Raw genomic sequence first — 25990 nt, 5'->3', positions numbered from 1 at the left:
GCGTGACGGACACGCCACGCTGACACCTAGGAGAAAACGCCATGGAAGGCTCTCTCAACGTCATCGGTTACGGTCTTTCCGCCATCGGTCCGGGCATCGGCGTTGGCATCATGTTCGCCGCCTGGATGACCGCCACCGCCCGCCAGCCCGAGTCGGCCGGGGTCACCCGCCCGATGCTGTTCATGGGCTTCGCCCTGGTCGAGGTGATGATGCTGTTCGGTCTCGTCCTCGCCTTCATCCTTCCTGTTTAGCCGAGACACACGGAGCGATCATGATTCTCGCCGCCGAAGGAGGGATCGGGATTCTCATCCCGGTCTGGCAGGAGATCGTCGTAGGCGCGATCGCCTTCGGTCTGCTGTGCTTCGTGCTCATGAAGTTCGTCTTCCCCCGCATGGAGGCGACCTTCGAGGCACGAGTGGACGCGATCGAAGGCGGCATCGAGCGTGCCGAGAAGGCCCAGGAAGAGGCCGCTCAGACGCTCGAGGAGTACCGCCGGAGGCTCTCCGGAGCCCAGGACGAGGCCGCCGCGATCCGCGACGAGGCCCGCGCCGACGCCGTCTCCGCCAAGGAGGAGATCCTCGCCTCCGCCCGCGAAGAGGCCAACCGCATCATCGCGGCGGGCCACGCCAATGTCGAGGCCTCAAGGCAGCAGCTCGTCCGCGAGCTGCGCGGCGAGGTCGGCAACCTGGCGGTCGACCTGGCCGGGAAGATCATCGGCCAGCGACTGGCCGGCGAAGCCTCGACCGAGCGGACCGTCGACCAGTTCCTCGCCGAATTGAGCGACGACACCGCTAACGAAACGAGCGGAGCTCGCTGATGTCGACGACTGGACGCGAAAGCATCGAGGCCGGTCGCGCCACCCTGGAGGCGTTCGCCTCCGGGGCCACGGCCGAGCAGCTCACCGAGTGCGGCGAACAGCTGCTGGACGTGACGCGATTCCTCGTCGACCAGCCTCGGCTGCGTCGCGCCCTGTCCGACCCCGCCCGCGAAGCGGACGACCGGGAGGGCCTGGTCAGGCGGCTCATCGCCGACCAGGTCGGCGCGGCCGCGACCGACATCACCGCCACGCTGGTGCGCGGCCGCTGGGGCGCCCCGTCCGAGCTCGTCGACGGCTGCGAGACCCTCGCCGTCGAGTCGCTGCTCGGTGCGGGAGCGAAGGAAGGCACCCTGGCCGACATCGAAGACCAGCTGTTCCGCTTCGGACGCCTGGTTGACGGAGACGCCGAACTGTCGTCAGTATTGGGTGCGACGGGCACCGACCCGAAGGGCCGCGCGGCCCTGGTCGAGCGCCTGCTCGACGGCAAGGCCGAGCAGGTGACGGTCGAGTTGGCCGTCGCCGCCTGCTACGGCATCGGCGGCCGCGGCTTCCACGCCTCGCTCGAACACCTCGTCGAGGCCGCCGCGTCGGCCCGCGACGAGGCCGTGGCGTACGTGACCGTGGCCGGGCCGCTCGACGAGGCCGGCGAGCGCAAGCTCGCCGCCAAGCTCAGCCTCGTCTACGGCCGCCCCGTCGGTGTCAAGGTCACCGTCGACCCCGCGATCGTCGGAGGCATCCGAGTGCAGGTCGGCTCGGACCTGTGGGACGGCAGCGTCTCGCGCCGCCTCGACGAAGCCCGCCAAGCCTTGGCCGGACGCTGATCCAGCCGGTAATACCAGAAAGGGAAACGTTCAGATGGCTGAATTGACCATCTCCTCTGACGAGATTCGTAGTGCGCTCGACGACTACGTCTCGTCGTACCGGCCGGAGATCACCCGCGAAGAGGTCGGTACCGTGACCAGCGCCGGCGACGGCATCGCCTTCGTTGAAGGCCTGCCCTCGACCATGGCCAACGAGCTGCTCGAATTCGAGGGCGGCGTCATGGGCCTGGCGCTGAACCTCGACGTCCGCGAGATCGGCGTCGTCCTCCTGGGCGACCCGGTCAAGGTCGCCGAGGGCCAGACCGTCAAGCGCACCGGCAAGGTCCTGTCCGTGCCGGTCGGCGAGGGCTACCTCGGCCGCGTCGTCGACGCGCTGGGCAACCCCATCGACGACCTCGGCGAGATCGAGACCGAGACCGAGCGCGAGCTCGAAGCCCAAGCCCCCAACGTCATCGATCGCCAGTCGGTGTCCGAGCCGGTCGAGACCGGCATCAAGGCGATCGACTCGATGACCCCGATCGGGCGCGGCCAGCGCCAGCTCATCATCGGCGACCGCAAGACCGGCAAGACGCAGGTCTGCATCGACACGATCATCAACCAGCGCGCCAACTGGGAGTCCGGCGACCCGAAGAAGCAGCTGCGCTGCATCTACGTCGCCGTCGGCCAGAAGGGCACGACCGTCGCGGGCATCAAGTCGATGCTGGAGGCCCACGGCGCGATGGAGTACACCACCATCGTCGCGGCCAACGCCGACGAGCCGGCGGGCCTGAAGTACCTGGCCCCCTACACCGGTTCGGCCATCGGCCAGCACTGGATGTACCAGGGCAAGCACGTCCTCATCGTCTTCGACGACCTGTCGAAGCAGGCCGAGGCCTACCGCACCGTCTCGCTGCTGCTGCGCCGCCCGCCGGGCCGCGAGGCCTTCCCCGGCGACGTGTTCTACCTGCACTCGCGCCTGCTGGAGCGCTGCGCGAAGCTCTCCGACGAGCTCGGCGCGGGCTCGATGACCGGTCTGCCGATCATCGAGACCAAGGCCGGCGACATCTCGCAGTTCATCCCGACCAACGTCATCTCGATCACCGACGGCCAGGTCTTCCTCGAAGAGGGCCTGTTCAACTCGGGTGTGCGTCCGGCGATCAACGTCGGCACGTCCGTCTCCCGTGTCGGTGGCGCCGCCCAGACCAAGGGCATGCGCTCGGTCGCCGGTTCGCTGCGACTCGACCTGGCCCAGTACCGCGAGCTGGAGGCCTTCGCGGCCTTCGCCTCGGACCTCGACGCGGCGTCCAAGGCGCAGCTCGAACGCGGTCTGCGCATGGTCGAACTGCTCAAGCAGGGCGTGGCCGAGCCGTACCCGATGGGCGAGGAGACCATCGCCATCTGGATCGGCGTCTCCGGTTCGATCGACGACGTCCCGGTCGGCGAGGTCCGCCGCTTCGAGTCCGAGTTCCTGTCCTACATGCGGTCGAACCACGCCGACATCGTCGCGACGCTCGGCGAGGGCAAGACCAAGGTCGAAGGCGACATCGAGGAGAGCCTGAAGAGCGCCGTCGCCAAGTTCAAGAAGATGTTCAAGGCCGCGGCCGACGACATCCACCTGAACGAGGCGCCCGAGGAAGCGCTCGAGGGCGACGTCGACGTCGAGACCGTCAAGCGCGTCAAGAGGGGTTAGCCATGTCAGCGCAGCTTCGAGTGCTGCGGCAGCGGCTCAAGTCCACCCAGTCCATCAAGAAGATCACCAAGGCGATGGAACTGGTGGCCACGAGCCGCATCGCCAAGGCCCAGGAGCGGGTGGAGGCGTCGCTGCCGTACGCCCGCGCCATGACCGGCGTCATGACCTCACTGGCGTCCAACGCCTCGGTCGACCACCCGCTGCTCCAGCCGCGGGAGCGCCCGAGGCGCGCCGGTGTGCTCTTGGTCACGTCCGACAAGGGCATGTGCGGAGCGTACAACGCGAACCTCCTGCGCAACGCCGAGCAGCTCATCACGCGCCTGACCGAAGAGGGCAAGGTGCCGGTGCTGTACGTGACCGGACGCAACGGCGTGCGCTACTTCCAGTTCCGCGACCGCCCGGTCGAGGCGTCGTGGACCGGGTTCTCCGACGTGCCGAGGGTCGCCGACGCCCAGGAGATCACCAGGACGCTGCTCGCGGCGTTCATGGCCGGCGCCGACGATGGGGACGACGGACCGGGTGAAGACGGTATCCTCGGAGTGGACGAACTGCACATCGTCCACACCAGGTTCGTCTCGCTGCTGACGCAGACCCCCGAACCGCGCCAGCTGGCGCCCCTCGAGGTCGAGGAGGTCGAGGAGCACGAGCTCGAAGAGGGCACGCTGCTCCCCGACTACGAGTTCGAGCCGGACGCCGAGGTGCTGTTGGACGCGCTGCTGCCGAAGTACCTGACGACTCGCATCTACGCGGCGCTGATCGACGCCGCGGCCAGCGAGCTGGCGTCCAGGCGCAGGGCCATGAAGGCGGCGACCGACAACGCCGAAGAGTTGATCAAGACCCTGCGGCGGAGCGCGAACGCGGCGCGGCAGGCGGCGATCACGCAGGAGATCAGCGAAATCGTGGGCGGGGCCAGTGCCCTTTCCTCCGCAGGAAGAGAGTGACGATGACTGACACTGATGGAGTGGGACGCGTCGTACGGGTCATCGGGCCGGTCGTCGACGTCGAGTTCCCGCGCAACGCCATCCCGGAGATCTACAACGCGCTGCACACCGACATCGAGTACGGCGGCGAGAAGAACACGCTGACCATGGAGGTGGCCCAGCACCTGGGCGACAACCAGGTCCGCGCGATCTGCATGGCGCCGACCGACGGCCTGGTCCGCGGCACCGAGGTGCGCGACACCGGCTCGCAGATCAAGGTGCCCGTCGGCGACGGCATCAAGGGCAAGGTCTTCAACGCCATCGGCGAGTGCCTCAACCTCGAAGAGGGCCAGGAGCTCCAGGCCGACGACTACTGGGAGATCCACCGCCACGCCCCCGCGTTCGCGCAGCTGGAGCCGAAGACCGAGATGCTGGAGACCGGCATCAAGGTCATCGACCTGCTCGCCCCGTACGTCAAGGGCGGCAAGATCGGCCTGTTCGGCGGCGCCGGCGTGGGCAAGACGGTGCTCATCCAGGAGATGATCATCCGCGTCGCCCAGAACTTCGGCGGTTCGTCCGTGTTCGCCGGTGTCGGCGAGCGCACCCGTGAGGGCAACGACCTCATCGCGGAGATGGACGAGTCCGGCGTGCTGGACAAGACCTCCCTGGTGTACGGCCAGATGGACGAGCCGCCGGGGGTGCGCCTCCGCGTCGCCCTGTCGGCCCTGACGATGGCCGAGTACTTCCGGGACGTCAAGAACCAGGAGGTGCTGCTCTTCATCGACAACATCTTCCGGTTCACCCAGGCCGGCTCCGAGGTCTCGGCCCTGCTGGGCCGCATGCCCTCGGCGGTGGGCTACCAGCCGACCCTGGCCGACGAGATGGGTGAGCTCCAGGAGCGCATCACCTCGCTGCGCGGCAAGGCCATCACCTCGATGCAGGCCGTGTACGTCCCCGCGGACGACTACACCGACCCGGCGCCGTTCACCGCGTTCACCCACCTGGACGCGACGACGAACCTGGAGCGGAAGATCTCCGACAAGGGCATCTACCCGGCGGTCGACCCGCTGGCGTCGAACTCCCGCATCCTCGAGCCCGAGGTGGTCGGCAGCGAGCACTACGCCGTGGCCAGCCAGGTGAAGCAGATCCTGCAGAAGTACAACGAGCTGCAGGACATCATCGCCATCCTCGGCATGGACGAGCTGTCCGAAGAGGACCGGCTCGTCGTCGGCCGGGCCCGCCGCATCGAGCGGTTCCTGTCGCAGAACACCTACGCGGCCAAGCAGTTCACCGGCGTCGAAGGTTCCTTCGTCCCGGTGAAGGAGACCGTGGAGGCGTTCAAGAAGATCGCCGAGGGCGAGTACGACCACTTCCCCGAGCAGGCGTTCTTCATGTGCGGTGGTCTCGACGACCTCCACAAGAACGAAGAGGAGCTCCGCAAGAAGGCCTGAGGCCCGCAACGGAGCAACGACTGCGGCCCCCGACCTCGCGCGAGGTCGGGGGCCGCAGTGTCTCGTGGCTCAGTCGCCTCCGCCGTCGTCATCGTCGCCGTCGGCGTGCGCGCTGGCCTGCGGGCTGCCGTCGACGCAGGCGATCGTGTACTCGGCCTCGCCGTCGTCGTCGCTGTCGCCCTCGAACTCGATCTCGGCGTCCTCGTCGGGGCCGGGGTCGACCGACGAGATCCGCCAGCCTTGAGCGGCCGACCACCACACCAGCTCGATTCGGCCGTCGGCGCCGCAGCGGGCCATGACGGTGCCGCCGTCGACGGCGATGACCTGCTCGTTGGTGCCCGCCCCGTCCGAGGGCGCCGTCTCCAGCTCCCCGGTGGGCGTGGGCGAGACTTCGGGGGAGGACGACGTGCCCGGCGTGGCCGACTGCGCCTGCTCCAGCTCCCTGAGCGCCTCCTCCTGCGTCATCGGCTCGGACGCGGGGTCGAGCGTGCCGCCCTGCGCCAGCGCCACCGCCCCGATCCCGGCGGCCACGGCCACCGCCGCCGCGCTCGCCCAACCGGCCACCACCCACTTCTGTCGCATGGTCCCAGCTTGCCGCCACCGGCGTTAAGAAAGCGATAAGGGGCCCTTAAGTCCCCGCCGCGCCGCCCTCGGCAGTGGACCGGCGCCGCCGGGGCGGCATAGAGTCCCTGCATGGCCCAGCTGCTCCTGATCGAAGACGACGAGCGCGTCCGCACCGCACTCCTGCGGGCACTGCGGGACCTCGACCACCAGGTCGCCTCCGCGCCCGACGCGATGACCGGGCTGCGGGCCGCCGTCGACCACCGGCCCGACCTGGTGGTGCTCGATCTCGGCCTGCCCGACCTCGACGGCGGCGAGATGCTGCGGATGCTGCGCGGCGTCTCCGACGTGCCGGTGATCGTCGCGACCGCCCGCGACGACGAGGACGAGATCGTGCGGGCGCTCGGCGCGGGCGCCGACGACTACGTGGTGAAGCCGTTCACGGCCAGGCAGCTGGACGCGCGCATCCAGGCGGTGCTGCGACGCTCCGCATCGGGCGCCCAAGCGGAACAGGCGGTCGCGGTCGGGCCGCTGCGGATCGACCCGAGGGGCCGGTCGGCCCACCTCGACGGCCGCGCGCTCGAACTGAGCCCCAAGGAGTTCGACCTGCTCCACTACCTGGCCTCCCGCGCCGGGGAGGTCGTCGCGAAGCGGCAGCTGCTCACCGACGTGTGGAACCTGCCGTTCGGCGGCGCGGACAAGACCGTCGACGTGCACCTGGCGTGGCTGCGCCGCAAGCTCGGCGAGACCGCGCAGCGTCCGCGGCTGCTGCACACCGTGCGCGGCGTCGGCGTCAAGCTCGTCGACCCCGGCGAAGGGGACGCCTCATGAGGGCGAGGCTGACGCTCCTGGTGGCCGCGACGACGACGCTCATTCTGCTGGCGTTCGCGATCCCGACGGCGATCCTGCTGCGCAACACCGCCGCCGAACGGGCCGTCGCCGCCGCCTCGCAGGAGGCGCAGCTGCTCACCACCGCCGTCGCCACCGGCGACAAGGCCGACGTCGCGACCTACCTCCAGGGCGCCAACGTCTCCTACGACCACCCGATCACCGTGTTCTGGCCCGACGGCACCGTCATCGGCGCCGAGGCGCCGCGCTCGGCGGCCGTCGAGCTCGCCGCGATCGGCCGCTCGCTGACCGCCGAGGTCGACGGCGGCCGCGAGATCCTCTTCGGCGTGCAGAACCGCGAGGGCGCCACCGCGGTCATCCGCGTCTACGTGGACGATGCGGACCTGATGGAGGGCGTCGGCCGGTCGTGGCTGCTGCTCGGCGCGATCGCGGTGGCGCTGCTGGGCTTCGGGCTGCTCCTGGCCGCGCGCATGGCGCGGGTGCTGCTGGTGCCGCTCGCCGACCTGGAGGCCGTCTCGAACCGCCTCGCGAGCGGCGACCTGGAGGCCAGGGCCGCCGCCTCGGGACCGCCCGAGGCACGGAACGTCGGCACCGCCCTCAACACGCTCGCCGACCGCATCAAGGACCTCCTCGAAGCCGAGCGCGAGCGCGTCGCCGACCTCTCGCACCGGCTGCGCACGCCGCTGACGGTGCTGCGCCTGGAGGCCGAGGCGCTCGCGGACTCGTCCGAGCGCGAGACCGTCGACCAGGCCGTCGGCGAGGTCGAGCGGGCTGTGGGCGCCGCGATCCGCGACGCCCGCAACCCCGGCGCTTCGGGCGCCGCATGCGACGCGGCGGCCGTGGTGGCCGAGCGCGTCGAGTTCTGGTCGGCCCTCGCCGAGGACACCGACCGCGAATGCCGCGCCGACCTGGATCCGGGGCCACTGCCGGTGCGGCTCTCGGCCGAGGAACTGGCCGCGGCGATGGACGCGCTGCTGGCCAACGTCTTCGCCCACACCCCGGACGGGACCGCGTTCGCGGTGCGGCTGCGCCCGCGCGAGGGCGGCGGGGCCGTGGTCGACGTGGCCGACGAGGGTCCGGGGCCGCCGGACCCGGCGCTGTTCGAGCGCGGGCGCAGCGGCGGCGGCTCGACCGGCCTGGGGCTCGACATCGCCCGCCGCGCGGCCGCGTCCTCGGGCGGGCGCATCGCCTTCGGGCAGGGGCCGGGCGGCACCGGCGCGCTCATCGGCCTCGAACTGGGCGCGCCGTGAACGAGAGCGCTCAGATGCCGCGTCCGCGGCGGTGGAGCGCCGCCATGACCGTCGGGACGCCGACGAGCCCGGCCGCCGCGGCGGCGGCGACGGCCGCCCGCGGCTCGCCCGGGTTCGACCGCGCCGCCTTGAGCGCCCAGCGCAGCGCCTCCCTGCGGTCGCCGATCGCGGCGTGCCAGCAGGCTATCTGTCCGTAGACGCGGGCCGAGCCCTCGGGGCTGCCGTGGATCTCCGGGTGCCGGTCCAGGATCCACCGCAGCGAGGAGATCTTGGTGTCCCAACGGGTCTCGAAGTGCGATCCGGCCCAGTTGACGAGCGCCAGCGGCGTGTCGACGTGCGCGATCGGGCGGCGCCTGGCCGCCCGCAGCAGCATGTCCCAGTCCTCGTTCTGGCTGCCGGGCGCGTCCTCGGCGACGAGCCCGAGGCCGCCCATGAGCGCCGAGCGGCGGAAGACGAACGTGGAGGAGTGCAGCATCATCATCCGCGACCTGAGCAGGTCCGCGTGCCGCACGGCCGTCCGCTCGGCCAGGCGCGCGTTGCGCCGCCCCCGGTAGTCGACCTCGATGGCCGTCGTGCACATCTCCGCGTCGGTGCCCAGCGCGGCCACCTGCGCGGGCAGCTTGCCCGGCAGCCACTCGTCGTCGTCGTCGAGGAAGGCCACGAGGTCGGTCTCCAGCGCTGCGATCCCGGTGTTGCGGGCCCCGGCCAGCCCGGGCGTGCGCTCGTTCTTGACCACCCGCACCGGACGCTCCCCATCGGCCGCGAGCTCCTCGTCGGGCTTGGCGCGGTCGAAGACGACGACCGCCTCGATCCGCCCCGGGTAGAACTGGGTCAGCACCGAGCGCAGCGCCGCCCGCACCTGCCGCGGCCGGTCGTGCGTCGGGATGACCACCCCGATCGAGGGCCACTCACTCACGCGCGGCCACCTCCGCGGGGAGCTCTTCGGGCACCCGCTCGTCCTCGGCGAGGTAGCCGTAGCGGCCCAGGAGCGGGCGCGTCAGCGTCGACACCATCCGGCGGGTGCCGTGTGCCATGTCCTCGGCCCACGCCTCGTCCGGCCGGATGGGGATGCGCCCGACGGTGAACCGCATCGGGTTCCCGGCGGCCGAGTGGCTCGGGCCCAGGTCGGCCCAGCCGGGGCCGATGAAGTTGAGGTCGGACTCGACCAGGTCGAGCCCGCAGAAGCGGGCCAGGGAGGCGATGACCCGGCGCGGGCGCTCGATGACCCGCTCGTAGCGCACGCGCCGCACCGGCACGCCGCGCCTGGCGAGCAGGCTGAACGCGGCGTTCTGCGCGTTCCACAGCATCGCGGCCTTGGCGGGGGAGTAGCGGGTCATCTGGTCGCCGGTGGGCGACTCGGGGCGCCGCACCTGCTTCGTCCACGAGTAGGCCACGCCGCGGGAGTCGCGCACGACGTGCAGCACCCGCAGGTCGATGTTCGGCGACCATCGCAGGCAGTACGCCAGGGAGGCGTGCTTGGAGGAGTCGACGATGACGCGGGCGTTCGTGTCGGCGGCCGCGGCCCGGTAGACCCGCTCGAAATAGGAGACGTACTCGCGGACCAGTTGGTGCTGGGCGGGGGCGAGCTTCTTCGCGGCGAGCGCCGGGATGTGCCGAGTTCGGTCCACAGTGGCCTTGAGGGCGCCCAGGCGCTCCACGTCGACCTCGTCCCAGGACCCGAACGCGGCCCCGCCGACCCGCTGCCAGAACTCGCAGTACGAGAACGTCGCCCCGCAGGCGCACATCTCGTTGCCGAGCAGGTCCCGCTCCCACAGATGGGTGATCTCGCCCAGCGGCATCACGCCCGGCAGCTGCCCCAGCAGCCGCTCCAGGAGCGTCGTGCCGCTGCGACCCAGACCACCGATGAACACCACCCTGACGGGGTCATCGGACTGCTCGGCCGTGTCGGCGATCTTGACGCTCACTGCTGCCTCATCCCTCTCGATCGGACGGTTCCGGTACGGGTATAACGATGCTGGGTGGGGTCGAGGACACGCCCTGAAGTGAAAAAACCCGGAAAGTGCGGCCCGGGCCCTTACCGTCTGATGGCATGGAGCGGTTCGGCCCTGCGGGGCACGGCGGGCGCGGTGACGCGGCACCGCCTCGAATTCGACTGGGCGGCATCGGCATCGACCGAGTCGACGAACAACAGGCCGTGGCCCGCGTGCTCGACGCGCTCGAGTCCGGCCGCGGCGGGCAGATCGTGACGCCCAATGTCGACATCGTGGCCGCCGCCAGGCGCAGCAGCGAACTGCGCGCCCTCATCGAGGCCGCGGACCTCGTCGTGGCCGACGGCGCGCCCCTGGTGTGGGCCTCCAGGCTCGCCGGGACGCCGCTGCCCGAGCGGGTGGCCGGGTCCGACCTGGTGTGGAGCCTGTCGGTGGCGGCCTCCGAGCGCGGCCTGCGGATCGCGCTGCTGGGCGGCACTCCCGACGGGGCGGCGCGTCCCACCGAGCGGGCCGCGGCGGTCTTGGAGGAGCGCTACCCGGGCCTGAAGGCCGTCGGCGCGTGGTGCCCGCCGATGGGCTTCGAACACGACGACTCGCACTGGAGCGCACTGGTCGACCGCCTCGACGCGGCGGCCCCCGACCTGGTGTACGTGGGCCTGGGCTTCCCCAAGCAGGAGCAGGTGATGGCGCGCCTGGGCGCGGTGGCGCCGCGCGCGTGGTTCCTCGGCTGCGGCGCGAGCATCGACTTCATCGCCGGATACCGGCGCCGGGCCCCGGAGTGGATGCGGCGCAGCGGCACCGAGTGGCTGTTCCGCCTGGCCTCCGAACCGGGCCGCCTCGCCCGCCGCTACCTCCTCGACGACGTCCCCGAAGCCCTGCGCCTCCTCGCCGAGGCCGCTCGCTCGCGCCGCTCCTAAGGTCTGTCCTGTGGATCAGACCGGTCGTTATCCGGCCCATTCGGCCCGCCCGTCGCCCGCCCCCGCCCGAGATCGCGCTCTGTATAAAGACTGCGTTGTCGAGGCGCCCAGATACAACACCGGTATCTGGGCGCCCCTCCGCCCTCTCGGCAGTGCCGCTTTACGGCTTGCAAGCTTCGCCAAGGGTGCTTGCGAGCCGTAAAGCGGCATCGCGAGCGAACAAGCGGACTCGAATACCACCTCGCCCTGATCCACAGGACAGACCTGGCGCTCCGCGCACACTCAGAGGCATACTTTCGACATGGGCGGTTCAGCTGCGATCAAAGTTTCGGTGGAGCTCCGTGACCGGATCGCCAAGTTGGCGGAGGACCGCCATCTGACCATGGCCGATGTCGTCGAGCACGCACTCGATGTCGCCGAGGAATCGGAGTTCTGGACCGAGTCCAGATCCGCCATGGGAACTCACGCGGCCGTGGCCGACCTACGGAGCCAGAGTGAGCGATTCGCCTCCTCGCTCTCGGACGGACTGGAGCGAGAAGACTGGAGCGACGTGCTGTGAGGACGTGCTATGAGACTGTGGCGCGATGACCATCGGTGTGATCACGGCGATCCGATCGGCCACGATCGCAGGGCCACATGCGGGTCGAGCTCATCCTGCGTCGGATCCTCGGCCTGACCTGACGACTCAGCGGCGGCGGGCGATGTAGACGACGTCGGTGCACCGCTTCGACATCGCCGAGGCCAGCGCCGCGTCGGCGCACTTCGAGGCCCACGCCCACGGCCCGCGGTAGCACCCCTGCGTGAACAGCGTGAAGCCCTGCATCCCGACCAGTTCGAAGCCGTGCCGGTCGAACAGGGCCCGCATCTGCCCGTGCGAGAGCTCCCGGAACCACGTCGAGGCGTCCACGCGCCCGAACGTCTTGCGCAGGTGCCGCAGCGACGCGGCGTTGCCGTGGTTCTCGACCATGAGCAGCCCGGCGTCCGCATCGGGCAGCGCCAGGGAGGCGAACTCCATCATCTGGTCCCGCAGGAACCCGTCCGCGTTGAGCGCGAAGCGGAACGCCGTCACCAGCGCGGGCCTGCCCGGCACGGCCTCGGGGACCGCCCGGCCGGGCCGCACCAGGTGCGCGTGCCCCGGCGTGCCCACCTCGACGCCCTTGGCCAGCATCGCCTCCGAGGTGTCGTACCCGTGCGAGACCTCCACCAGGCCGCACAGCATCCGCGCCACCCGCCCGGTGCCGCAGGCGAAGTCGTGGTGCACCGGCGGCACCGCGAACGCGGTCGGCACGAACCCGCGCAGCCAACCGGTCTGCCGCGAGCCCACGATCGACGAGAACGTGCCGGGCGCGTACGTGTACTCGGCGTACTTCTCGACCGTGGAAAGGTCCTGGAACACCTCGGTGTAATCGGCGGCCATGCGCCATCCTCCATCGGGGTTTAGGGGGTGTGCGGTGGGTCAGACCGGGCGTTATCCGGCCCGTTTGCCCGCTCGCTGCGTTGTCGGGCTCCCAGATCCAACACCGGGATCTGGAAGCCCTTCCGCCTTGCGAGCGAACAAACGGACTCGGATACCGCCTCGCCCTGACCCACCACACACCCCCTAAATTCTGCGTCGGTAACGCAGCAGCACCCCCGCCCACGCGAGGCCCGCCGCCACGAGCGCTGTCAATGTCCACCCCGCGCCGAGCAGACCCATCGCCGCCGGCACCGCACCGAAGCCGAGGCCGGTCGCCAGCAGCGACCGCCTGGTCAACGCGCCGAACGGATGCAATCCGAAGGTCCGCCACAATTGCGCGAGTGGAATCAGATTATTCACCACAACGGCCGCCGACCACGCGATCGCCGCGCCGACGACGCCGAGCGAAGGAATCAAGAGCAGGTTCAACGACACGTTGACCGCGAGCGCGATCGCCACGTCGGCCAGCTGCCACGAGGTCTTCCCCGCCATCGACAGCATCGAGTCCACCACGCCGCACGCCGCGCCGGTCATCATCGCGGGCACCAGGACCCACACCACCGCGCGCGCCGTCTCGGTGGCGTACCCGCCGCCGAACAGCCGCAGGTAGTAATCGGCCCCGAGCCCCACGGTCAGGTAGACCGGCCACGTGAGCGCCACGATCCACGCCGTCGACTCCTGGTAGAGCCGCTTTGCCGACAGCGCTTCACCGGCGGCCATCGCCGCCGCCGCGCGCGGCTGCACCGCGTGCCCGACCGCCCCCGACGCCAACTGCCCCACGATGACGAACCGCGTCGCCACCGTGTACACCGCGGCCGCCCCGAGCCCGGCCAGGGCCGCCACCAGGATGATGTCGAGGCGCTGCAATCCGATCTGCGCCACCCCCGCGACCGCGCGCGGTGCGGTGAAGCCCCAGAACGCCCTGGCCTGCACCCGGTCGGGGAACCCCGGGTCGCTCGCCCCGCGCCGTCGCCGCCACAGGTACCACCCGGCCGCGGCCGCCGCGGGCAGGTACGGGAGCGCCCAGGCGGCGGTGACCGCGAGCGCCGACGACGCGCCGGTCAAGACGACCGCGCCGAGCGCCGCCAGCTGCGTCAGCGTCCGCCCGAACTTGTCGATCAGGACCGTCGGCCCCATGAGCCGGTAGCCGCGCGTGGCCGCCAGGAGCGCCTCCATCGCCACCGAGGCCGGCAGGAAGACCGCCACTAGACGTACGAGCTCGGGGCGGGCGAACATCGGCGCCGCCGCGAACAGGCCGATCGCGGCGGCCACGGCGACCGCGACGGCCGGGCGCAGCGCGATCCGCAGCACCGAGCCGATCGCCGCCTCCCGGCCCGCCTGGCGCAGCCGCGCCACCCAGTACACGAGCCCCGTCGGCGTGCCCAGGCGCGCCAGCGCCGCGGCGAGGAGGAACACCGACGTCACCGAGAAGAACGCGCCCGCGTCGGACGGCGAGAGCGCCATGGCCACCAGCCAGGTGACCGCCAGGCCGCCGCCGCCCGCGACCGCCGCGCCGACGAGGTTCACCAGGCCGCCGCGCGCGGTGCCGCGCAGCTCGGCCCGGTCCGGTTCGGCGCGTGGTGCGGTCAGCGTCTCCAACTCGGCGCCCCGCCCAGCCAGTCGGCGAGCCGCTCGTCGTACGGCTCGTAGTGCTCGCTCAATCGCTCGCGCAGCGCGGGCGGCATCGGCGAGGGGCGGCCGCGGGCGTTGTGCCTGGCGAAGGCGAACTCGCCCAGCCACGGCAGCCCGAGGAACCGCAGGACCCGCTCGAAGGCGTCCTCGGGCCTGGTGAAGAACTCGCCGGAGTCGAGCACCAGGACCCGGTCGCGGCCCACCGCCTCGGCGAGCGGCTCCAGGTAGTCGGTGTATCGGCCGCGCGCGGTGTAGGCGTGGTGCTGGTGGTCGAAGCTGTAGTGGCCCTCATCGGCGCGCAGCCGCTCCTCGGCGCCGCGCAGCCGCTCGTCCTCGGCCGCGACGGCCGATGCGAAGTCGGCGAGGTCCTCGAAGCCGCGGGCCACCTCGTGGGCGTGGTGGGACCAGGCCCGCTCGACGGGGTCGCGGACGAGCACGATGACCTTGACGCCGGGCAGGTCCCGGGCGAAGCGCCGCGCGGCGAGCGGATGGTAGAGGTAGTACGGGCTCGACTCGAAGCCGATGGGCGCGAGCCCGGTGTGGTCGGCGACGCGGCGGGCGGCGGCCTTGGTGGGGAAGTGCGCCCGGTACCAGGCGAGGTCGTGGCCGTAAGCGGTGTCGAAGTAGTGGACGCCCTTGTGGCAGATGGGCTTGAGGATCGCCGGATGCTGGGCGAGGGCCCGGTACAGCGACGTGGTGCCGCAGCGCTGGCCGCCGCACAGCAGCAGGCCCGGCAGGATCCGGGACGAGGAGGTCAGGCGCCCGAAGGTCCGCGTGGAGTGGCCGACGACGGCCTTGACGGAGGTCGGGACGCGCTCCCGCAGTGTTCGCTCGCTCAAACGGTGCTCCTCAATAGTCCACAGTGGTCAAATCATGTCGCGATGCCGTTCCGTGCGCCTCGCACCTTCGGTCGCCGCGCGCTGTGCTTCACGCGTCGCGCCGTCTCGCTTTGGGCTTCACGCATCGCGCTGGCGCGCGCCCTGCTTCATGCATCGCGCTGGCGCGCACTCTGCTTCATGCATCGCGCTGGCGCGCGCCCTGCTTCATGCATCGCGCTGGCGCGCGATGTGCCTCAGCAGCGTCGGCAGCAGCCAGCTCCCGAGCGCCCCCAGCGCGGCACCCGCCTGCTCAGCCTGGTCGCTCATGTAGCGCGCCGCCAGGTCCACCAGGTACAGCAGCGTCGTCGGCTCCGCCTCCGACGGCGCGACCCCCATGGGCGTCAGCACCGCCGAGGCGTTGGCCGCCAGCAGCAGCACCGCCGTGGTCGGGTCCACCTGGTGGGTCACGATGTCGGCTTGGAGCCGGTAGTGCACCGCGTCGAACCCGTACGGGACGCCGGTCTCGAACCGCTCCAGGTCCCACAGGTAGATCACGTCGGCGGCCTCGCACGTGTTCCACGGCGACCAGTCGCCGTGCCAGGCACCGAAGGTCAGCTCGGTGCGGGCGAACCGGTCCAGCAGCGTCGCCCCGGCCGCCACCAGCGTGTCGGCGTCGGTGCCGGTCTCACCGGCGGCGCGGCTCCGCGCCGCGAGCGCGTCGAGCCGGGCCCGCAGCCTCGCGGCGTACTCCGACGCGCCCAGCGGCGACCGCACTGTGCCGCCGACCCGTGCCAGCTCGCGCATCGCCGCGACGCGGCGCGCGTCGCCGTGCTCGACCGGCTCGGTCCAGGCCGGGAGCGCCGAGGTGACCATGAGGTTGTGTCCACGCCACGTCCCCGAGTGCAGCAGTGCGGGCACGCGGAGCATCTTCAGCCGCCCGAACTCGCCGAGGCGCCGCGTCGCCGCCGTCTCGGCCTCCACGAGCTCGCGCGTCAGCTCGTTGACGCCGAGCTTGGCGAAGGCGACGGTCCTGGCCTCGCCGTCGAGGATCTGGAGCACCGGCTTGCGGTTCGCCCTAGCGGGTCCGATGTGGATGCTCAGGTGGACCTCGTGGCCGAGCACCGTGCTCAGGTGGTCGTCGATGCCCTCGGCCGCCGACACCTCGATGCGGTGCGGCAGCAGCAGCCGGTCCAGGCCCAGGCGCAGCGCCCACACCGCGGCGTCGCGCTTGGCGCGGGCCGCGCGCGCGGCGGGCCGGGAGTACCGCGACAGCGCCCCGGCGGCGACCTTCCGCGTCGAGGCCGGGATCAGCACCCGCGGCCGGCGCCGGTTCGGCACGACGATGTACGGGCGCGTCTCGCGCTCGGCCCGCCGCTCCCGCGCGGACGCGAACCGGCCCGGCCCGGGGTACAGCTGGCCGACCACCTCGGCGAGGTAGGTGGCGCGCCGACGCAGGTCGTCGGCGGTCTGCAGGGCTCTGCTCATGACTTCTCCGTGGTTGTTCCCAGTGGCACCGGTATGCGGTTGGCGGCGAGGAGCGCGTAACTGAGGAGGGTGAGCAGCAGCGGGGTGACCAGGGCGTTGTAGTAGAACATCGAGAGCAGCGACAGCCAGATGACCGACGACCCGGCGATGCCGACGGCGGAGTGGTCGGATCGGAAGCGCCACAGCGCGACCAGGGAGAACCCGAGGTAGGCCACGGTCCCCGCGAGGCCATGCGCGAACAGGACCTGCCACAGCTGGCCGTTGCCGCCCAGCGTGCGGGCGCCGCACCGCGGGCACTCCGGCGTGGGCCCCACGGCGATCGACTCGGCGGAGCCGAGCGTCTTGCGGGTCGAGCCGAAGCCCAGCACGGGGGAGTGGCTGATCACCAGTTCGGCGGCGGTCTCCGAGGAGAAGGCGCGCCCCTCGTTGGAGTGGCCGTGGTCGAGCCGCGCCTGCACGACCGTCCCCAGTGGCGTGAGCACCACCAGCAGGACGGCGGCGATCCCGGCGCCGCCGAGCGCGGCGAGCCCTGCGGGCCTGCCGGAGACGAGCAGCCGCAGTGACGCGAAGACCGCGATCGCGGCCAGGCCGAGCCACAGACCCCGGTTCATCGAGTACACGGCCGGGACGAGCGAGACGGCGAGGAGCGCGGTGGCCGCGATGCGCCAGCGCGTGGCGACCGGCAGGCAGAAGGCGGCCACGACGAGCCACACGACGGTGATGGCGAAGTTGTTGCCCCACGTGTTGGTGTAGCCCCACGGCGCGGCCGGGCGCGGCGTCTCGTACCCGAGGAAGTCCATGGTCTGCGCGGCGGCCGGGTGGACCAGCGACTGCACGAAGCCGTCCGAGGCCACCGACTTCGGCAGCAGCGCCTCCACCGGCGAGGTGTACTCGAAGCCGCCCGCGAAGGTCCCGAGCAGGCCCCCGGCGACGGTGACGACGAACAGCCACGCCAGCAGCCGGATGAGCCGCTCCCTGGGATAGCGGCCCTCGGCGAGGAGGTTGTGGGCCCACAGGACGATGAGCGTGACGCAGCAGTAGAAGCCGAGCCGGAACGTCGCCCCCGGCAGGTTGGAGACCCACGACTCGGCGACGGTGCCTGGCGGGTCGACGCCGAGGTTGGCCAGGCTGAGCACGACGGTCAGCAGGAACAGCAGCCACCAGCCGAAGGCGGGCGGGACGGCGACGGACCTGCGGCGCAGCAGGTGCACGGCCGCGACGGCGGCCACGAACGGGACGACGAGGACGCCCATGCCCAGCGCCCACCACAGCGGGTAGGCGGCGAGCAGCCAGGTGAGCGGCCGTCCTTCCCTTGAGGACGCGGGGCCGTCCGGCCGGGCGCGGCCGGTCCGCACCGCTCCGGTGAGGGTCATCGCGTCTCTGCCGCCGGCTGCCGCCCCGGACTCGGCTTCCTCGCCGCTTTCGGCGGCGCTTGCGAGTCGTTGATCGGCAGGGGCGGCGCCTCGGCGGGCTCGTCCCTGCGGGGCGGCTCGTGCTCAGCCTCCTCGACGACATCGAGCGAGTCGGTGGGCGTCTCGTCGGCGGGCGCGTCGGGCCGCCGCGAGCGCGGGAGCTCGCGCACCTGCCCGCCGGGCATCGGCGCGTTGTTCATCGGGCCCAGCGCGTTCGGCAGCAGGACCGCGCCGAGCAGCGGCGTGTCGATCTGGCGCATCGCGACGGCGGCGGCCGAGGTCTCCGAGACCGAGTCGCGCTGCGACTGGACGGCGAGGATGACGGCGTCGGCGTGCGCGGCCAGCAGCTGGGCGTCGGCCGAGCACGACAGCGGCGGCGCGTCGACGACGACGAACCGCCCCGCCTCGGCGAGCTTCGCGAACGTCTCGGCGGCGGCCTCGCTGGTGGGTCCGGCGGCCCGCGCGGCGGCGCCGGGGCCGACGACCGACAGGCTCGGCTGCCTCGGTGCGGCCTGCATGGTCTCGGACAGGTCGACGCGCCCGGACCACACGTCGGCCAGGCCGGGGACCGACGCGGTGCCGAACAGCTCGGGCAGGCCGACGGTGGTGCTGGGGTCGGCGGCGACGGCGGTGACGCGGTCCCCGGCGCGGGCCATCGCGGTGGCGAGGTTCGCGGCGACGACACTGGCGGCCGGGCCGGGCGCGACCCCGGCGACGACCACGACGCGCTGATCGCCGGTGAGCTGTGAGGCGATGACGTTGCGCATCTGGGAGAAGACGCGGCCGCCGGGGCTGTAGGCGCCGAAGACCTCGCGCCGCTGGAACTTGACCGACTTCGGCACCGAGCCGAGGACGTCGAGCTCGCACCGGTCGACCAGGTCGGCGGGGTAGCGGACGCGGCGGGCCAGGCGGTGGCGGGCCCAGGCGAGCATGAGGCCGAGCGGCAGGCCCGCGCCGAGCGCGGCGGCGAGGTTGAACAGCGGGTTGGGCGAGATGGGCGACTCGGGCGCGGGGGGCTGGTTGATGATGCGCCCGGGCGTGGTGGCGCTCAACTCGGCCTCCATCGCCGCGATCGTCGACTCGACCTCTCCGGCCTGGCGGTTCAGGTTGTCCAGGCTGGATTCCAGGGCGGCGCTGTCGTCACCGCCGTCGAGTGAGTCCAGTTCGTCTTCGACGCCGTCAATCTCGGTGTTGATGGCGTCGAGTCCGGTCTGCTCGGCGGTGATCGCGCCCTCGATCGAGGCGGTGGCCGCCGCCATGCGGTGGGCGAGGTAGGCCTCGCTGAAGGCGATGGTGCCCGCCTGGGCGGTCTCGGGGTCGTCGGCGCGGAAGCTGATCTTCAGCACCGAGGTGTTGGGCGGCACGGCGACCGAGACCTGTTCGGACAGTTCGTCGGCGGACGGCGCGCCGAGGCGCTCGGCGGCGGCCTGGGCGACCTCGGTGGACTTGACGATCTGGGCCTCGGTGTCGAGGTTGACCTGCCCGGAGGTGCGCGCCCCGGCGACGTCGGTGTCGGTGGCGGTGGGCATCACCAGGACCGAGGCGGTGGACTCGTAGACCTCGTCCGTGGCCGCGGTGTAGCAGATCCCGGCCGCGAGGGCGGCGGCGACGGTGCCGACGATGAGCCACCACGAGCGGCGGGCGATGATGCCGTAGTCGGCGAGGGTGCGGGCGGCAGGGGTCCTCAACGCGAAAGCCTTTCTCGTTCACGGGATCTCGCCCATGTAACGAGTCAGTGAGAGGAAAGGTGACGGGCACGGGGGTCCGTCCGAAAAGTATCGCCGGTGCGGACGGGGTCGTTGTGCCGCGAGAGTCGATTAAAACCATTATGTTCGCTATCATGTGAATCACGGTATTTGAGGGTGTATCGCGTGAAACTCCCGTGAGGTGGGGACGAAGATGGGCAATTCACACAAGCAGCAGGCCTCGCTGAGGACGGGCCGCGGCCTGATCGCGCTGCTGGCCGCCGTCCCACTGGTCTTGGGCGGCTTCGTCGTCGGCTACAGCGTCGGCACCGAGCAGGGACCGAGCACCCGGAACGCGTCAGCCGGAGACGAGCTGCCCGGCCAGGTCGACCACGAGCCGGTCATCGCCTCCTACACCGCCACCGAGGTCGACCATGCCGCCCCGGCCGGGTCGCCCGCCCTGCCCGTCGGCACCACCGAGGACCTCGGCATCGCCGTCACCCACCTCCAGTTCGTCGTCGACGAGTCCACAGTGGCTCCAGAACACACCGCCGAGCTGCGCATGCCGGTCCTCGTCCCGCCCGACACCGATGCGATGACCATCGAGGTCTCCTCGGTCCACGCACTCCCGTGCACCTGCGCGCTCACCGCCGACTCCGCCCCGCCCTACGGCCGCGTCTGGGACACGGCCGTGGTCGGCTCCACCACCACTGAGGTCGTCTTCGACGTCACCGGCGCGATCGACGCCCCCGGACGCTACGGCTTCGCCGTCTCCACGCCCGACCTCGACGACTACCTCGAATTCGAGGGCACGCAACTGGCCGGCCGCGGCCCGATCCTGCGCACCGTCCCCGCGGCGCCCGAGCCCTCGCCCGGCGTCCTCGACCCGCCCAGCCCCGGCCGGCCCAGTCCGGACCAGCCCAGCCTGACTCCGGCGCCCGCCGCCGACCGGCCCGACCCGCTCCTGCCCGAGGCCGGCCAGGCCGAGGGCAACCTCGCCACCTGCACCACCGGCGAGAAGCTCATCCCCACCTGCGGCGCCCTCATCGGCGTCGCGCCCGCCGCCCACACCAGCCGCCCCAAGGAGGAGGCGCTCCTGGAGTTCGAGCAGGCCGCCGGGCAGACCCAGCACATCTACCACGCCTATGAACGGGCCGACGAGGAGCTGTTCCCCACCCCCGAGCAGATCGCGCTCACCGAGGACCCCGAGCACCCGCGGACGCTGTTCATCAACTGGAAGCCGCAGATGGCCACCTGGGCCGAGATCGCCGCGGGCGACCCGGACGTCGACGCGTTCCTCCTCAGGCTCGCCGACCACATCAACGCGAACTTCGACAAGCCGTTCTTCTTCACCGTCCACCACGAGCCCGAGAACGACGTCGTGCAGGAGGACGGCTCGGGCATGGAGGCCGGCGACTACGCCGAGATGTTCCGCTACGTGGTGACCTTCCTGCGCGGCCACGGCGTCGACAACCTCGTCACCGTCATGAACTACATGGGCTACCTGAAGTGGGTCGAGATGCCCTGGCACAACCAGCTCTACCCCGGGGACGACGTCGTCGACTGGATCGGCCTGTCGGGCTACAACCAGTCCCTCAAGGACGACGGCCACTCCGACTTCACCGAGATCGTCGACGAGACCGACGAGGACTCGTGGCCCGGTTTCTACCACTGGATCGCCCGCCACCACCCGGACAAGCCGATGATGCTCGCCGAATGGGGCGTGTTCCACGAGAGCGAGTACCCCGACCACCAGCGGACCGTGTTCGCGTCCGCCGACGAGCAGTTCGCGCACTACCCGAGGCTCAAGGCGATCGTCTACTTCTCCTCGCCGGACGCCGAGGGCCGCAACTCCGAGATCGACCGCGACTCCGAGGCGAACCAGGCGTTCCGCGAACTGATGAACTCGCCGCGCTTCGACGTCACCCTCGAATGAGACGCCCTTGAACGACGCTCACTCCTCAGACGCCGTTATACCCTATAAGATATAGCAAGCCTACGCCTTCGTGCCTTCAAATCTTATAGGATATAGAGTATAGGATAAAGGGGAGTTTATGCCTCGGATGCGAGCGCCTTCGGGTGGCGCTTGTACGGGGAGACGAACGCGTCGCCGTCGATCCAGAACCGCCACGGCACCTCGGCGGCCTTCGTGATCCCCGTCCGGGGACCCGACCGCACCGCGAGATCGCCTGCTCCGCGCCGCACCGAGCCGACCATGTCGGCGCCGTCGTCGTCGCGGTCCCAGCCCATCGCCTGCGCCAGCCGCGCCGGGCCCCTCCCCAGGTCCCTGAACGCGATCCGCTCGCCGCGCCTGGCCTGGGCGGTCGCGACGCCGTCGACGACCTCACCGGCGCGCAGGAGCACCGCCGCGCCGAAACCCTCCGGGCCGCACGAGATGTTGGCGCAGTAGTGCATCCCGTAAGTGAAGTAGACGTACAGGTGCCCGGCAGGACCGAACATGACCGCCGTGCGGGCGGTGCGGCCCCGGAACGAGTGCGACGCCGGATCGTCCTGCCGGTAGGCCTCGACCTCGGTCAGGCGCACCGTCACCCCGTTCGCGGTCACCAGGCAGCCCAGCAGCTCCGGCGCCACCGCCACCGAATCGCGGTCGAAGAACGACCGGTCCACCGGTCCGCCCCCGTCCGTCCGAACCGGACCGGACGCCGCGCTCACGAGCAGCCCGACGGCGCGTCCTGCGACGCGGGCACCGCCTCCGCGATCGTCTTCGACAGCCCGCTCAGCACGTCCACCGGCTGCGGGTAGTCGTCGGGGACGGTCACGCCGACCGGCACCTGCCGGTCCACGGTCGTCCACTCGGTGCCGCCGTTCTCCTCGGTGAACCAGCAGACGCCGTTCAGCAGGTACACCACCGCGGTGTCCTCGACCTCCACCGCGTCGGCCCCGCACGTGGCCACCACCGCCGGATCGCCGTAGGCGAGCACGAACTCCGAGGCGTGCGCCTCGCCCTCGACCGGCCTGGCGGGCAGATCGGCGACGCTCTCGGGCGCCTTCGCGGTCATCGCCAGGCACACCACGGCGTCCTCGTCACTCAACCGCGGCACCTCGACGCTCACCGGCGACAGGTCCTCGTCGAAACGGGAGTCATCGGCGGCGGGCGCGATCGCGTTGAACACGACGACGCCCGCGACGGCGGCCACCGGCACCGCCACGGCCGTGGCCACCACGGCCGGAAGCTTCGCCTTCCCCACGGCACTCCTCAGAGACGCAGAATCGAACAGGTCAGCGTGCGGGTAACACCCGCCACCCGCTGGACTCTACTCACCACGGACGCGTCCAATCGGTCACCGGAGTCGGTCTCGGTGAGGATCACCACGTCGTACGGGCCGGTCACGGTGTCCACCCGCACCACGCCGTCGAGCTTCGCGACGGCCTCGGACACCGCCGCGGCCATTCCGACCTCGGTCTGCACCAGAATGTACGCCTGCACCATCGACAGGCCTCCCAACGCTCGCGGGAAAGGGGTCGGCGGCCGGAAGACGATGCCCGGCGGGCCTGACCGGCTCACGATCGCCGTTGAGCGAAGATTACGCAGTGATCTCCAGACCGTCAACTGCCCGAGACTGGAAGCAACCGTGAGCGAAACCGTCGCCGAGGTCGGGGAATTCCGGCTCATCGAGCGCTTCACCAGGCACTTCACCACCACCGACGCCGTCGAGCTCGGCCCCGGCGACGACGCCGCCGTCGTGACCGCCCCCGACGGCCGGGTCGTCGCCTGCACCGACATGCTCGTCGAAGGACGCCACTTCCGCCTCGACTGGTGCTCGGCCGCCGACGTCGGCCACCGCGCCGCCGCCGCCAACATCGCCGACATCGCGGCGATGGGCGCGGCGCCCACCGCGCTCCTCGCCGCCGTCTCGGCCCCCCAGGACACGCCCGCCGCATGGATCGAGGAGTTCGCCTCCGGCCTGGCCGCCGAGGCCGCCGCCGCGGGCGCGGCCGTCGTCGGCGGCGACACCACCCGCGGCTCGCAGCTCACCGTCACCGTCACCGCGCTCGGCGACCTCGAAGGCCGACCACCGGTCACCAGGTCCGGTGCGCGGCCGGGGGACGTGCTTGCGCTGGCGGGCAGGACCGGCTGGGCCGCCGCGGGACTGCACATCCTCTCCCGCGGGTTCCGCTCGCCCGGCGCCCTGGTCGGCGCCTATCGGCGCCCGCACCCGCCGTACGCGGCCGGGCGCGACGCCGCCCTCATGGGCGCCAGAGCCATGATCGACGTCTCGGACGGGCTCTTGGCGGACGTCGGCCACCTCGCCGAGTCCTCGGGCGTGGCCGTCGACATCGACACCGCCGTGCTCGACGTCCCCGAGGCGATGGCCAACGCCGCCGAGGCGCTCGGTGCCGACTCGCTCACATGGCTGCTGTCGGGAGGCGAGGATCACGCCCTGGCCGCGGCCTTCCCGCCCGGCGTGATCCTGCCCGAGGGCTGGCGGCGCATCGGCACGGTCGCCGAAGGCGCGGGCGTCACCGTCGACGGGCAGCCGTGGACGGGCCCGACCGGCTGGGACCACTTCCAAGGGCAGTGAAGGCCGCCGGCCACGACGAAACGCCGCCGGGAACGGGCCCGGCGGCGTGAAGTCTTGATCGTCCCTTAGCGGGTCACCTTGTTGGCCTTGAGGCACGAGGTGCAGACCTTGGCGCGGCGCTTGTTGTCGCCGGAGCCAGTCGCGATGCGAATGGTCTGGAGGTTCGGGTTCCAACGACGCTTGGTCTTCTTGTGGGACCACGGGACGTTGTTGCCGAAGCCCGGGCGCTTGCCGCAGACTTCACACACGCTCGACATTTTCCAAACTCCTGCGTTGACGATTCAGCGGCCCGCCCCCACGGCGGGCAACCCGGCAATTCTAACGGACCTGCACCGCACTGCCCCATCCAGGGCCGAGGGGCCGCGTCACAATCCATTCGGACGCCCAATACAGACGATTCCGACGTACCGCTCGAAGGACTTCGCCGAGGTGACGGGCATCGATGCACTGTGGTGGCTGCCGCGAGCCGCCACGGTCGACCACTCTAGGATTGGTCCTGATCCCGTAGGCTACCCACATACAGTGATGTGCCGATGCCCATATTTTCGTTGGTGAGTCGATCATGAGCAACACCCCGCAGCCGCCGGCCGACGGCTGGCAGCCGCCGCAGTCTCCGCAAGAGCCACCGGTGTACCGGCCCCACGAGCAGCCTCCGACCGAGGAGCCTCCGCCGTGGTCGCCGGAGAGCCAGCGCGTGTCCCCTCCGCCGAACCAGCAGATGCCGGTCGAGGACGTCGACGGCACGGTGAAGTACGCGAGCGGACCGGGGAGCCAGCCGCAGGCGCCGTTCGGGCCGCCCCCCGGCGTGCCGGTGTCGCCGTTCGACGCCCCGCCGCAGCACCCGGGCATGCCGCCCGTCTCGGGCATGCCGGGACAGGGCATGCCCGGACAAGGCATGCCTCCCGTGTCGGGGATGCCCGCTCCCGGCATGCCGCCGGTCTCCGGGATGCCCGCCTCGGGCATGCCGGTCTCGCCCGGCCAGGGCCAGTTCGGCCCGCAGGGCGGCCAGCTCGTCCCCGTCTCGGGACCGGCCGGGCAGCAGCCGTGGGGCGGCGCCCAGCCCGGCCAGATCCAGCGCAAGAAGAAGAGCGGCGGCAAAGGCCCGCTGTGGATCCTGCTCGTGGGCGTCGTCGTGATCGCCGCCGCGCTCGGCGTCGGCGGGTTCATCCTGTTCAACCCCGACGACGGCGAGCCCGCCGACGACAAGACCGCGACCATCGAGGAACCCCCGGCCGCCGAGCCCGCGCTGATCAGTGACGAGTCCGCGGGCCTGAAGTTCGTCGTCCCCGACGGCGCCGCCTGGGCCGAGTCGACCGAGATCCCCCCGGTGTTCTCCAGTGCCGCCGGGCGCGCGGTCGAGGACGGCAGCGCCTCGGCGTTCGTCGGCGCGATCAACCCCGAGGCCATCGGCGCCACCGCCGAGACGGGCCTGGACGACGTCGGCCCGGCCTTCGAGGCCGCGATCGCCGAGCACCTGGGCGGCGAGATCAGCGGCGAGTCCGAGACCGTCAACTACTGGATCGACGCCCGCCAGGCCGAGTTCCACACCTTCACCGTCGGCGACACGACCGTCTACGCCGCGCTCGTCCAGGTCGACGGCGGCTTCGAGGGCTTCGTCGGCTTCGCCACCGGCGACCGGGGCGAGGCCGTCGACGCACTGCGCAACACGCTGCGCTACGGCGACCTCTAGACCTCCCGCGGGCCCGTGGCGCCCGGCCGATCACGGTGGCGACGCCACGGCCCCGGGGAGGCGC

General features: G+C 71.5%; 26 protein-coding genes. 13 read left to right on the top strand and 13 right to left on the bottom strand.

The window, feature by feature from the left end; all coding sequences use genetic code 11:
• The first annotated feature begins 41 nt into the window (after nt 1-41).
• From H613_RS0101500 to atpD, 6 genes are read left to right on the top strand one after another with little or no spacing between them, the layout of a single operon-like run.
• Nucleotides 42-251 carry an ATP synthase subunit C-like protein gene (locus H613_RS0101500; protein WP_026922399.1) on the top strand — a complete coding sequence of 70 codons (210 nt, stop codon included), beginning with the start codon at nt 42-44 and terminating at the stop codon, nt 249-251.
• A gap of 17 nt (nt 252-268) precedes the next feature.
• On the top strand, nt 269-817 hold the full coding sequence (locus H613_RS0101495) for a F0F1 ATP synthase subunit B (RefSeq protein ID WP_156925785.1): 549 nt from the start codon (nt 269-271) through the stop codon (nt 815-817).
• Nucleotides 817-1638: a F0F1 ATP synthase subunit delta gene (locus H613_RS0101490; protein ID WP_051392802.1), complete on the top strand. Its 822-nt coding sequence runs from the start codon at nt 817-819 to the stop codon at nt 1636-1638. The genes H613_RS0101495 and H613_RS0101490 overlap by 1 nt, the downstream gene beginning before the upstream one ends.
• Nucleotides 1639-1672: 34 nt before the next feature.
• Complete coding sequence (atpA, locus tag H613_RS0101485) at nt 1673-3307, top strand: F0F1 ATP synthase subunit alpha (RefSeq protein WP_026922396.1); 1635 nt, start codon at nt 1673-1675, stop codon at nt 3305-3307.
• Between the two features lie 2 nt (nt 3308-3309).
• Nucleotides 3310-4248, top strand: a complete 939-nt coding sequence (locus H613_RS0101480) for a F0F1 ATP synthase subunit gamma (RefSeq protein ID WP_026922395.1) — start codon at nt 3310-3312, stop codon at nt 4246-4248.
• A gap of 2 nt (nt 4249-4250) precedes the next feature.
• Nucleotides 4251-5678, top strand: coding sequence for a F0F1 ATP synthase subunit beta (atpD, locus tag H613_RS0101475; RefSeq protein WP_035735515.1), 1428 nt, complete (start codon nt 4251-4253; stop codon nt 5676-5678).
• 69 nt (nt 5679-5747) lie between these two features.
• Here the strand turns inward: atpD and H613_RS0101470 are convergent, their stop codons facing one another.
• Nucleotides 5748-6260, bottom strand: a complete 513-nt coding sequence (locus tag H613_RS0101470; RefSeq protein WP_026922393.1) for a hypothetical protein — start codon at nt 6258-6260, stop codon at nt 5748-5750.
• 111 nt (nt 6261-6371) lie between these two features.
• Between H613_RS0101470 and H613_RS0101465 the strand changes: the two genes are divergently transcribed.
• Nucleotides 6372-7070 carry a response regulator transcription factor gene (locus H613_RS0101465; RefSeq protein WP_026922392.1) on the top strand — a complete coding sequence of 233 codons (699 nt, stop codon included), beginning with the start codon at nt 6372-6374 and terminating at the stop codon, nt 7068-7070.
• Complete coding sequence (locus H613_RS0101460; RefSeq protein ID WP_026922391.1) at nt 7067-8338, top strand: ATP-binding protein; 1272 nt, start codon at nt 7067-7069, stop codon at nt 8336-8338. Before H613_RS0101465 ends, H613_RS0101460 begins: the two co-directional genes overlap by 4 nt.
• A 10-nt stretch (nt 8339-8348) precedes the next feature.
• Here the strand turns inward: H613_RS0101460 and H613_RS0101455 are convergent, their stop codons facing one another.
• Together H613_RS0101455 and H613_RS23755 are read right to left on the bottom strand one after the other, a co-directional pair.
• Nucleotides 8349-9254 (bottom strand): glycosyltransferase family 2 protein, encoded by a 906-nt coding sequence (locus H613_RS0101455; RefSeq protein ID WP_026922390.1) that lies wholly within the window; start codon nt 9252-9254, stop codon nt 8349-8351.
• A complete protein-coding gene (locus H613_RS23755) occupies nt 9247-10263 on the bottom strand; it encodes a sulfotransferase (RefSeq protein WP_245598430.1) in 1017 nt (338 codons plus the stop codon). The genes H613_RS0101455 and H613_RS23755 overlap by 8 nt, the downstream gene beginning before the upstream one ends.
• Before the next feature lie 125 nt (nt 10264-10388).
• Between H613_RS23755 and H613_RS0101445 the strand changes: the two genes are divergently transcribed.
• Together H613_RS0101445 and H613_RS23750 are read left to right on the top strand one after the other, a co-directional pair.
• Nucleotides 10389-11204: a WecB/TagA/CpsF family glycosyltransferase gene (locus H613_RS0101445; RefSeq protein WP_051392801.1), complete on the top strand. Its 816-nt coding sequence runs from the start codon at nt 10389-10391 to the stop codon at nt 11202-11204.
• A gap of 301 nt (nt 11205-11505) precedes the next feature.
• Nucleotides 11506-11763: a hypothetical protein gene (locus H613_RS23750; RefSeq protein ID WP_156925765.1), complete on the top strand. Its 258-nt coding sequence runs from the start codon at nt 11506-11508 to the stop codon at nt 11761-11763.
• A 126-nt stretch (nt 11764-11889) separates the two neighbouring features.
• Here H613_RS23750 and H613_RS0101435 read toward each other — a convergent pair whose 3' ends face one another.
• The 6 genes from H613_RS0101435 to H613_RS23730 form a co-directional block, all read right to left on the bottom strand.
• A complete protein-coding gene (locus H613_RS0101435) occupies nt 11890-12621 on the bottom strand; it encodes a class I SAM-dependent methyltransferase (RefSeq protein WP_026922388.1) in 732 nt (243 codons plus the stop codon).
• Between the two features lie 183 nt (nt 12622-12804).
• Nucleotides 12805-14259, bottom strand: a complete 1455-nt coding sequence (locus tag H613_RS23745; RefSeq protein ID WP_051392800.1) for a lipopolysaccharide biosynthesis protein — start codon at nt 14257-14259, stop codon at nt 12805-12807.
• Nucleotides 14247-15131, bottom strand: a complete 885-nt coding sequence (locus H613_RS23740) for a sulfotransferase (RefSeq protein ID WP_035735510.1) — start codon at nt 15129-15131, stop codon at nt 14247-14249. The genes H613_RS23745 and H613_RS23740 overlap by 13 nt, the downstream gene beginning before the upstream one ends.
• Before the next feature lie 204 nt (nt 15132-15335).
• Nucleotides 15336-16595 (bottom strand): hypothetical protein, encoded by a 1260-nt coding sequence (locus H613_RS0101420; RefSeq protein ID WP_026922387.1) that lies wholly within the window; start codon nt 16593-16595, stop codon nt 15336-15338.
• A complete protein-coding gene (locus tag H613_RS23735) occupies nt 16592-17968 on the bottom strand; it encodes an O-antigen ligase family protein (protein WP_051392799.1) in 1377 nt (458 codons plus the stop codon). Before H613_RS23735 ends, H613_RS0101420 begins: the two co-directional genes overlap by 4 nt.
• On the bottom strand, nt 17965-19695 hold the full coding sequence (locus H613_RS23730; RefSeq protein ID WP_051392798.1) for a Wzz/FepE/Etk N-terminal domain-containing protein: 1731 nt from the start codon (nt 19693-19695) through the stop codon (nt 17965-17967). The genes H613_RS23735 and H613_RS23730 overlap by 4 nt, the downstream gene beginning before the upstream one ends.
• A gap of 211 nt (nt 19696-19906) precedes the next feature.
• Here H613_RS23730 and H613_RS28790 point away from each other — a divergent pair, with 211 nt between their 5' ends.
• Nucleotides 19907-21628: a glycoside hydrolase family 26 protein gene (locus H613_RS28790; protein ID WP_051392797.1), complete on the top strand. Its 1722-nt coding sequence runs from the start codon at nt 19907-19909 to the stop codon at nt 21626-21628.
• Between the two features lie 116 nt (nt 21629-21744).
• On the opposite strand, the gene H613_RS0101400 is transcribed toward H613_RS28790, so the two are convergent.
• The 3 genes from H613_RS0101400 to H613_RS0101390 are packed head-to-tail and all read right to left on the bottom strand — an operon-like array spanning nt 21745 to nt 23143.
• A complete protein-coding gene (locus tag H613_RS0101400; protein WP_026922386.1) occupies nt 21745-22320 on the bottom strand; it encodes a DNA-3-methyladenine glycosylase in 576 nt (191 codons plus the stop codon).
• 41 nt (nt 22321-22361) lie between these two features.
• On the bottom strand, nt 22362-22901 hold the full coding sequence (locus H613_RS23720) for a DUF3515 family protein (protein ID WP_051392796.1): 540 nt from the start codon (nt 22899-22901) through the stop codon (nt 22362-22364).
• Between the two features lie 8 nt (nt 22902-22909).
• Nucleotides 22910-23143, bottom strand: coding sequence for an Lrp/AsnC ligand binding domain-containing protein (locus H613_RS0101390; RefSeq protein WP_026922385.1), 234 nt, complete (start codon nt 23141-23143; stop codon nt 22910-22912).
• 142 nt (nt 23144-23285) lie between these two features.
• Here H613_RS0101390 and H613_RS0101385 point away from each other — a divergent pair, with 142 nt between their 5' ends.
• Nucleotides 23286-24236, top strand: coding sequence for a thiamine-phosphate kinase (locus H613_RS0101385; RefSeq protein ID WP_026922384.1), 951 nt, complete (start codon nt 23286-23288; stop codon nt 24234-24236).
• Nucleotides 24237-24301: 65 nt separating this feature from the next.
• On the opposite strand, the gene rpmB is transcribed toward H613_RS0101385, so the two are convergent.
• Nucleotides 24302-24493, bottom strand: a complete 192-nt coding sequence (rpmB, locus tag H613_RS0101380) for a 50S ribosomal protein L28 (RefSeq protein WP_026922383.1) — start codon at nt 24491-24493, stop codon at nt 24302-24304.
• 305 nt (nt 24494-24798) lie between these two features.
• On the opposite strand from rpmB, the gene H613_RS28785 reads away from it, so the two are divergent.
• The gene (locus H613_RS28785) at nt 24799-25926 is read left to right on the top strand and encodes a flagellar basal body-associated FliL family protein (protein WP_051392795.1); all 1128 of its coding nucleotides are present in this window, start codon (nt 24799-24801) and stop codon (nt 25924-25926) included.
• Nucleotides 25927-25990 lie beyond the last annotated feature (64 nt).

Source organism: Glycomyces arizonensis DSM 44726 (assembly GCF_000482705.1).
Classification (GTDB): Bacteria; Actinomycetota; Actinomycetes; order Mycobacteriales; family Micromonosporaceae; genus Glycomyces; species Glycomyces arizonensis.
This window is presented reverse-complemented; position numbering and strand designations above follow the sequence as displayed.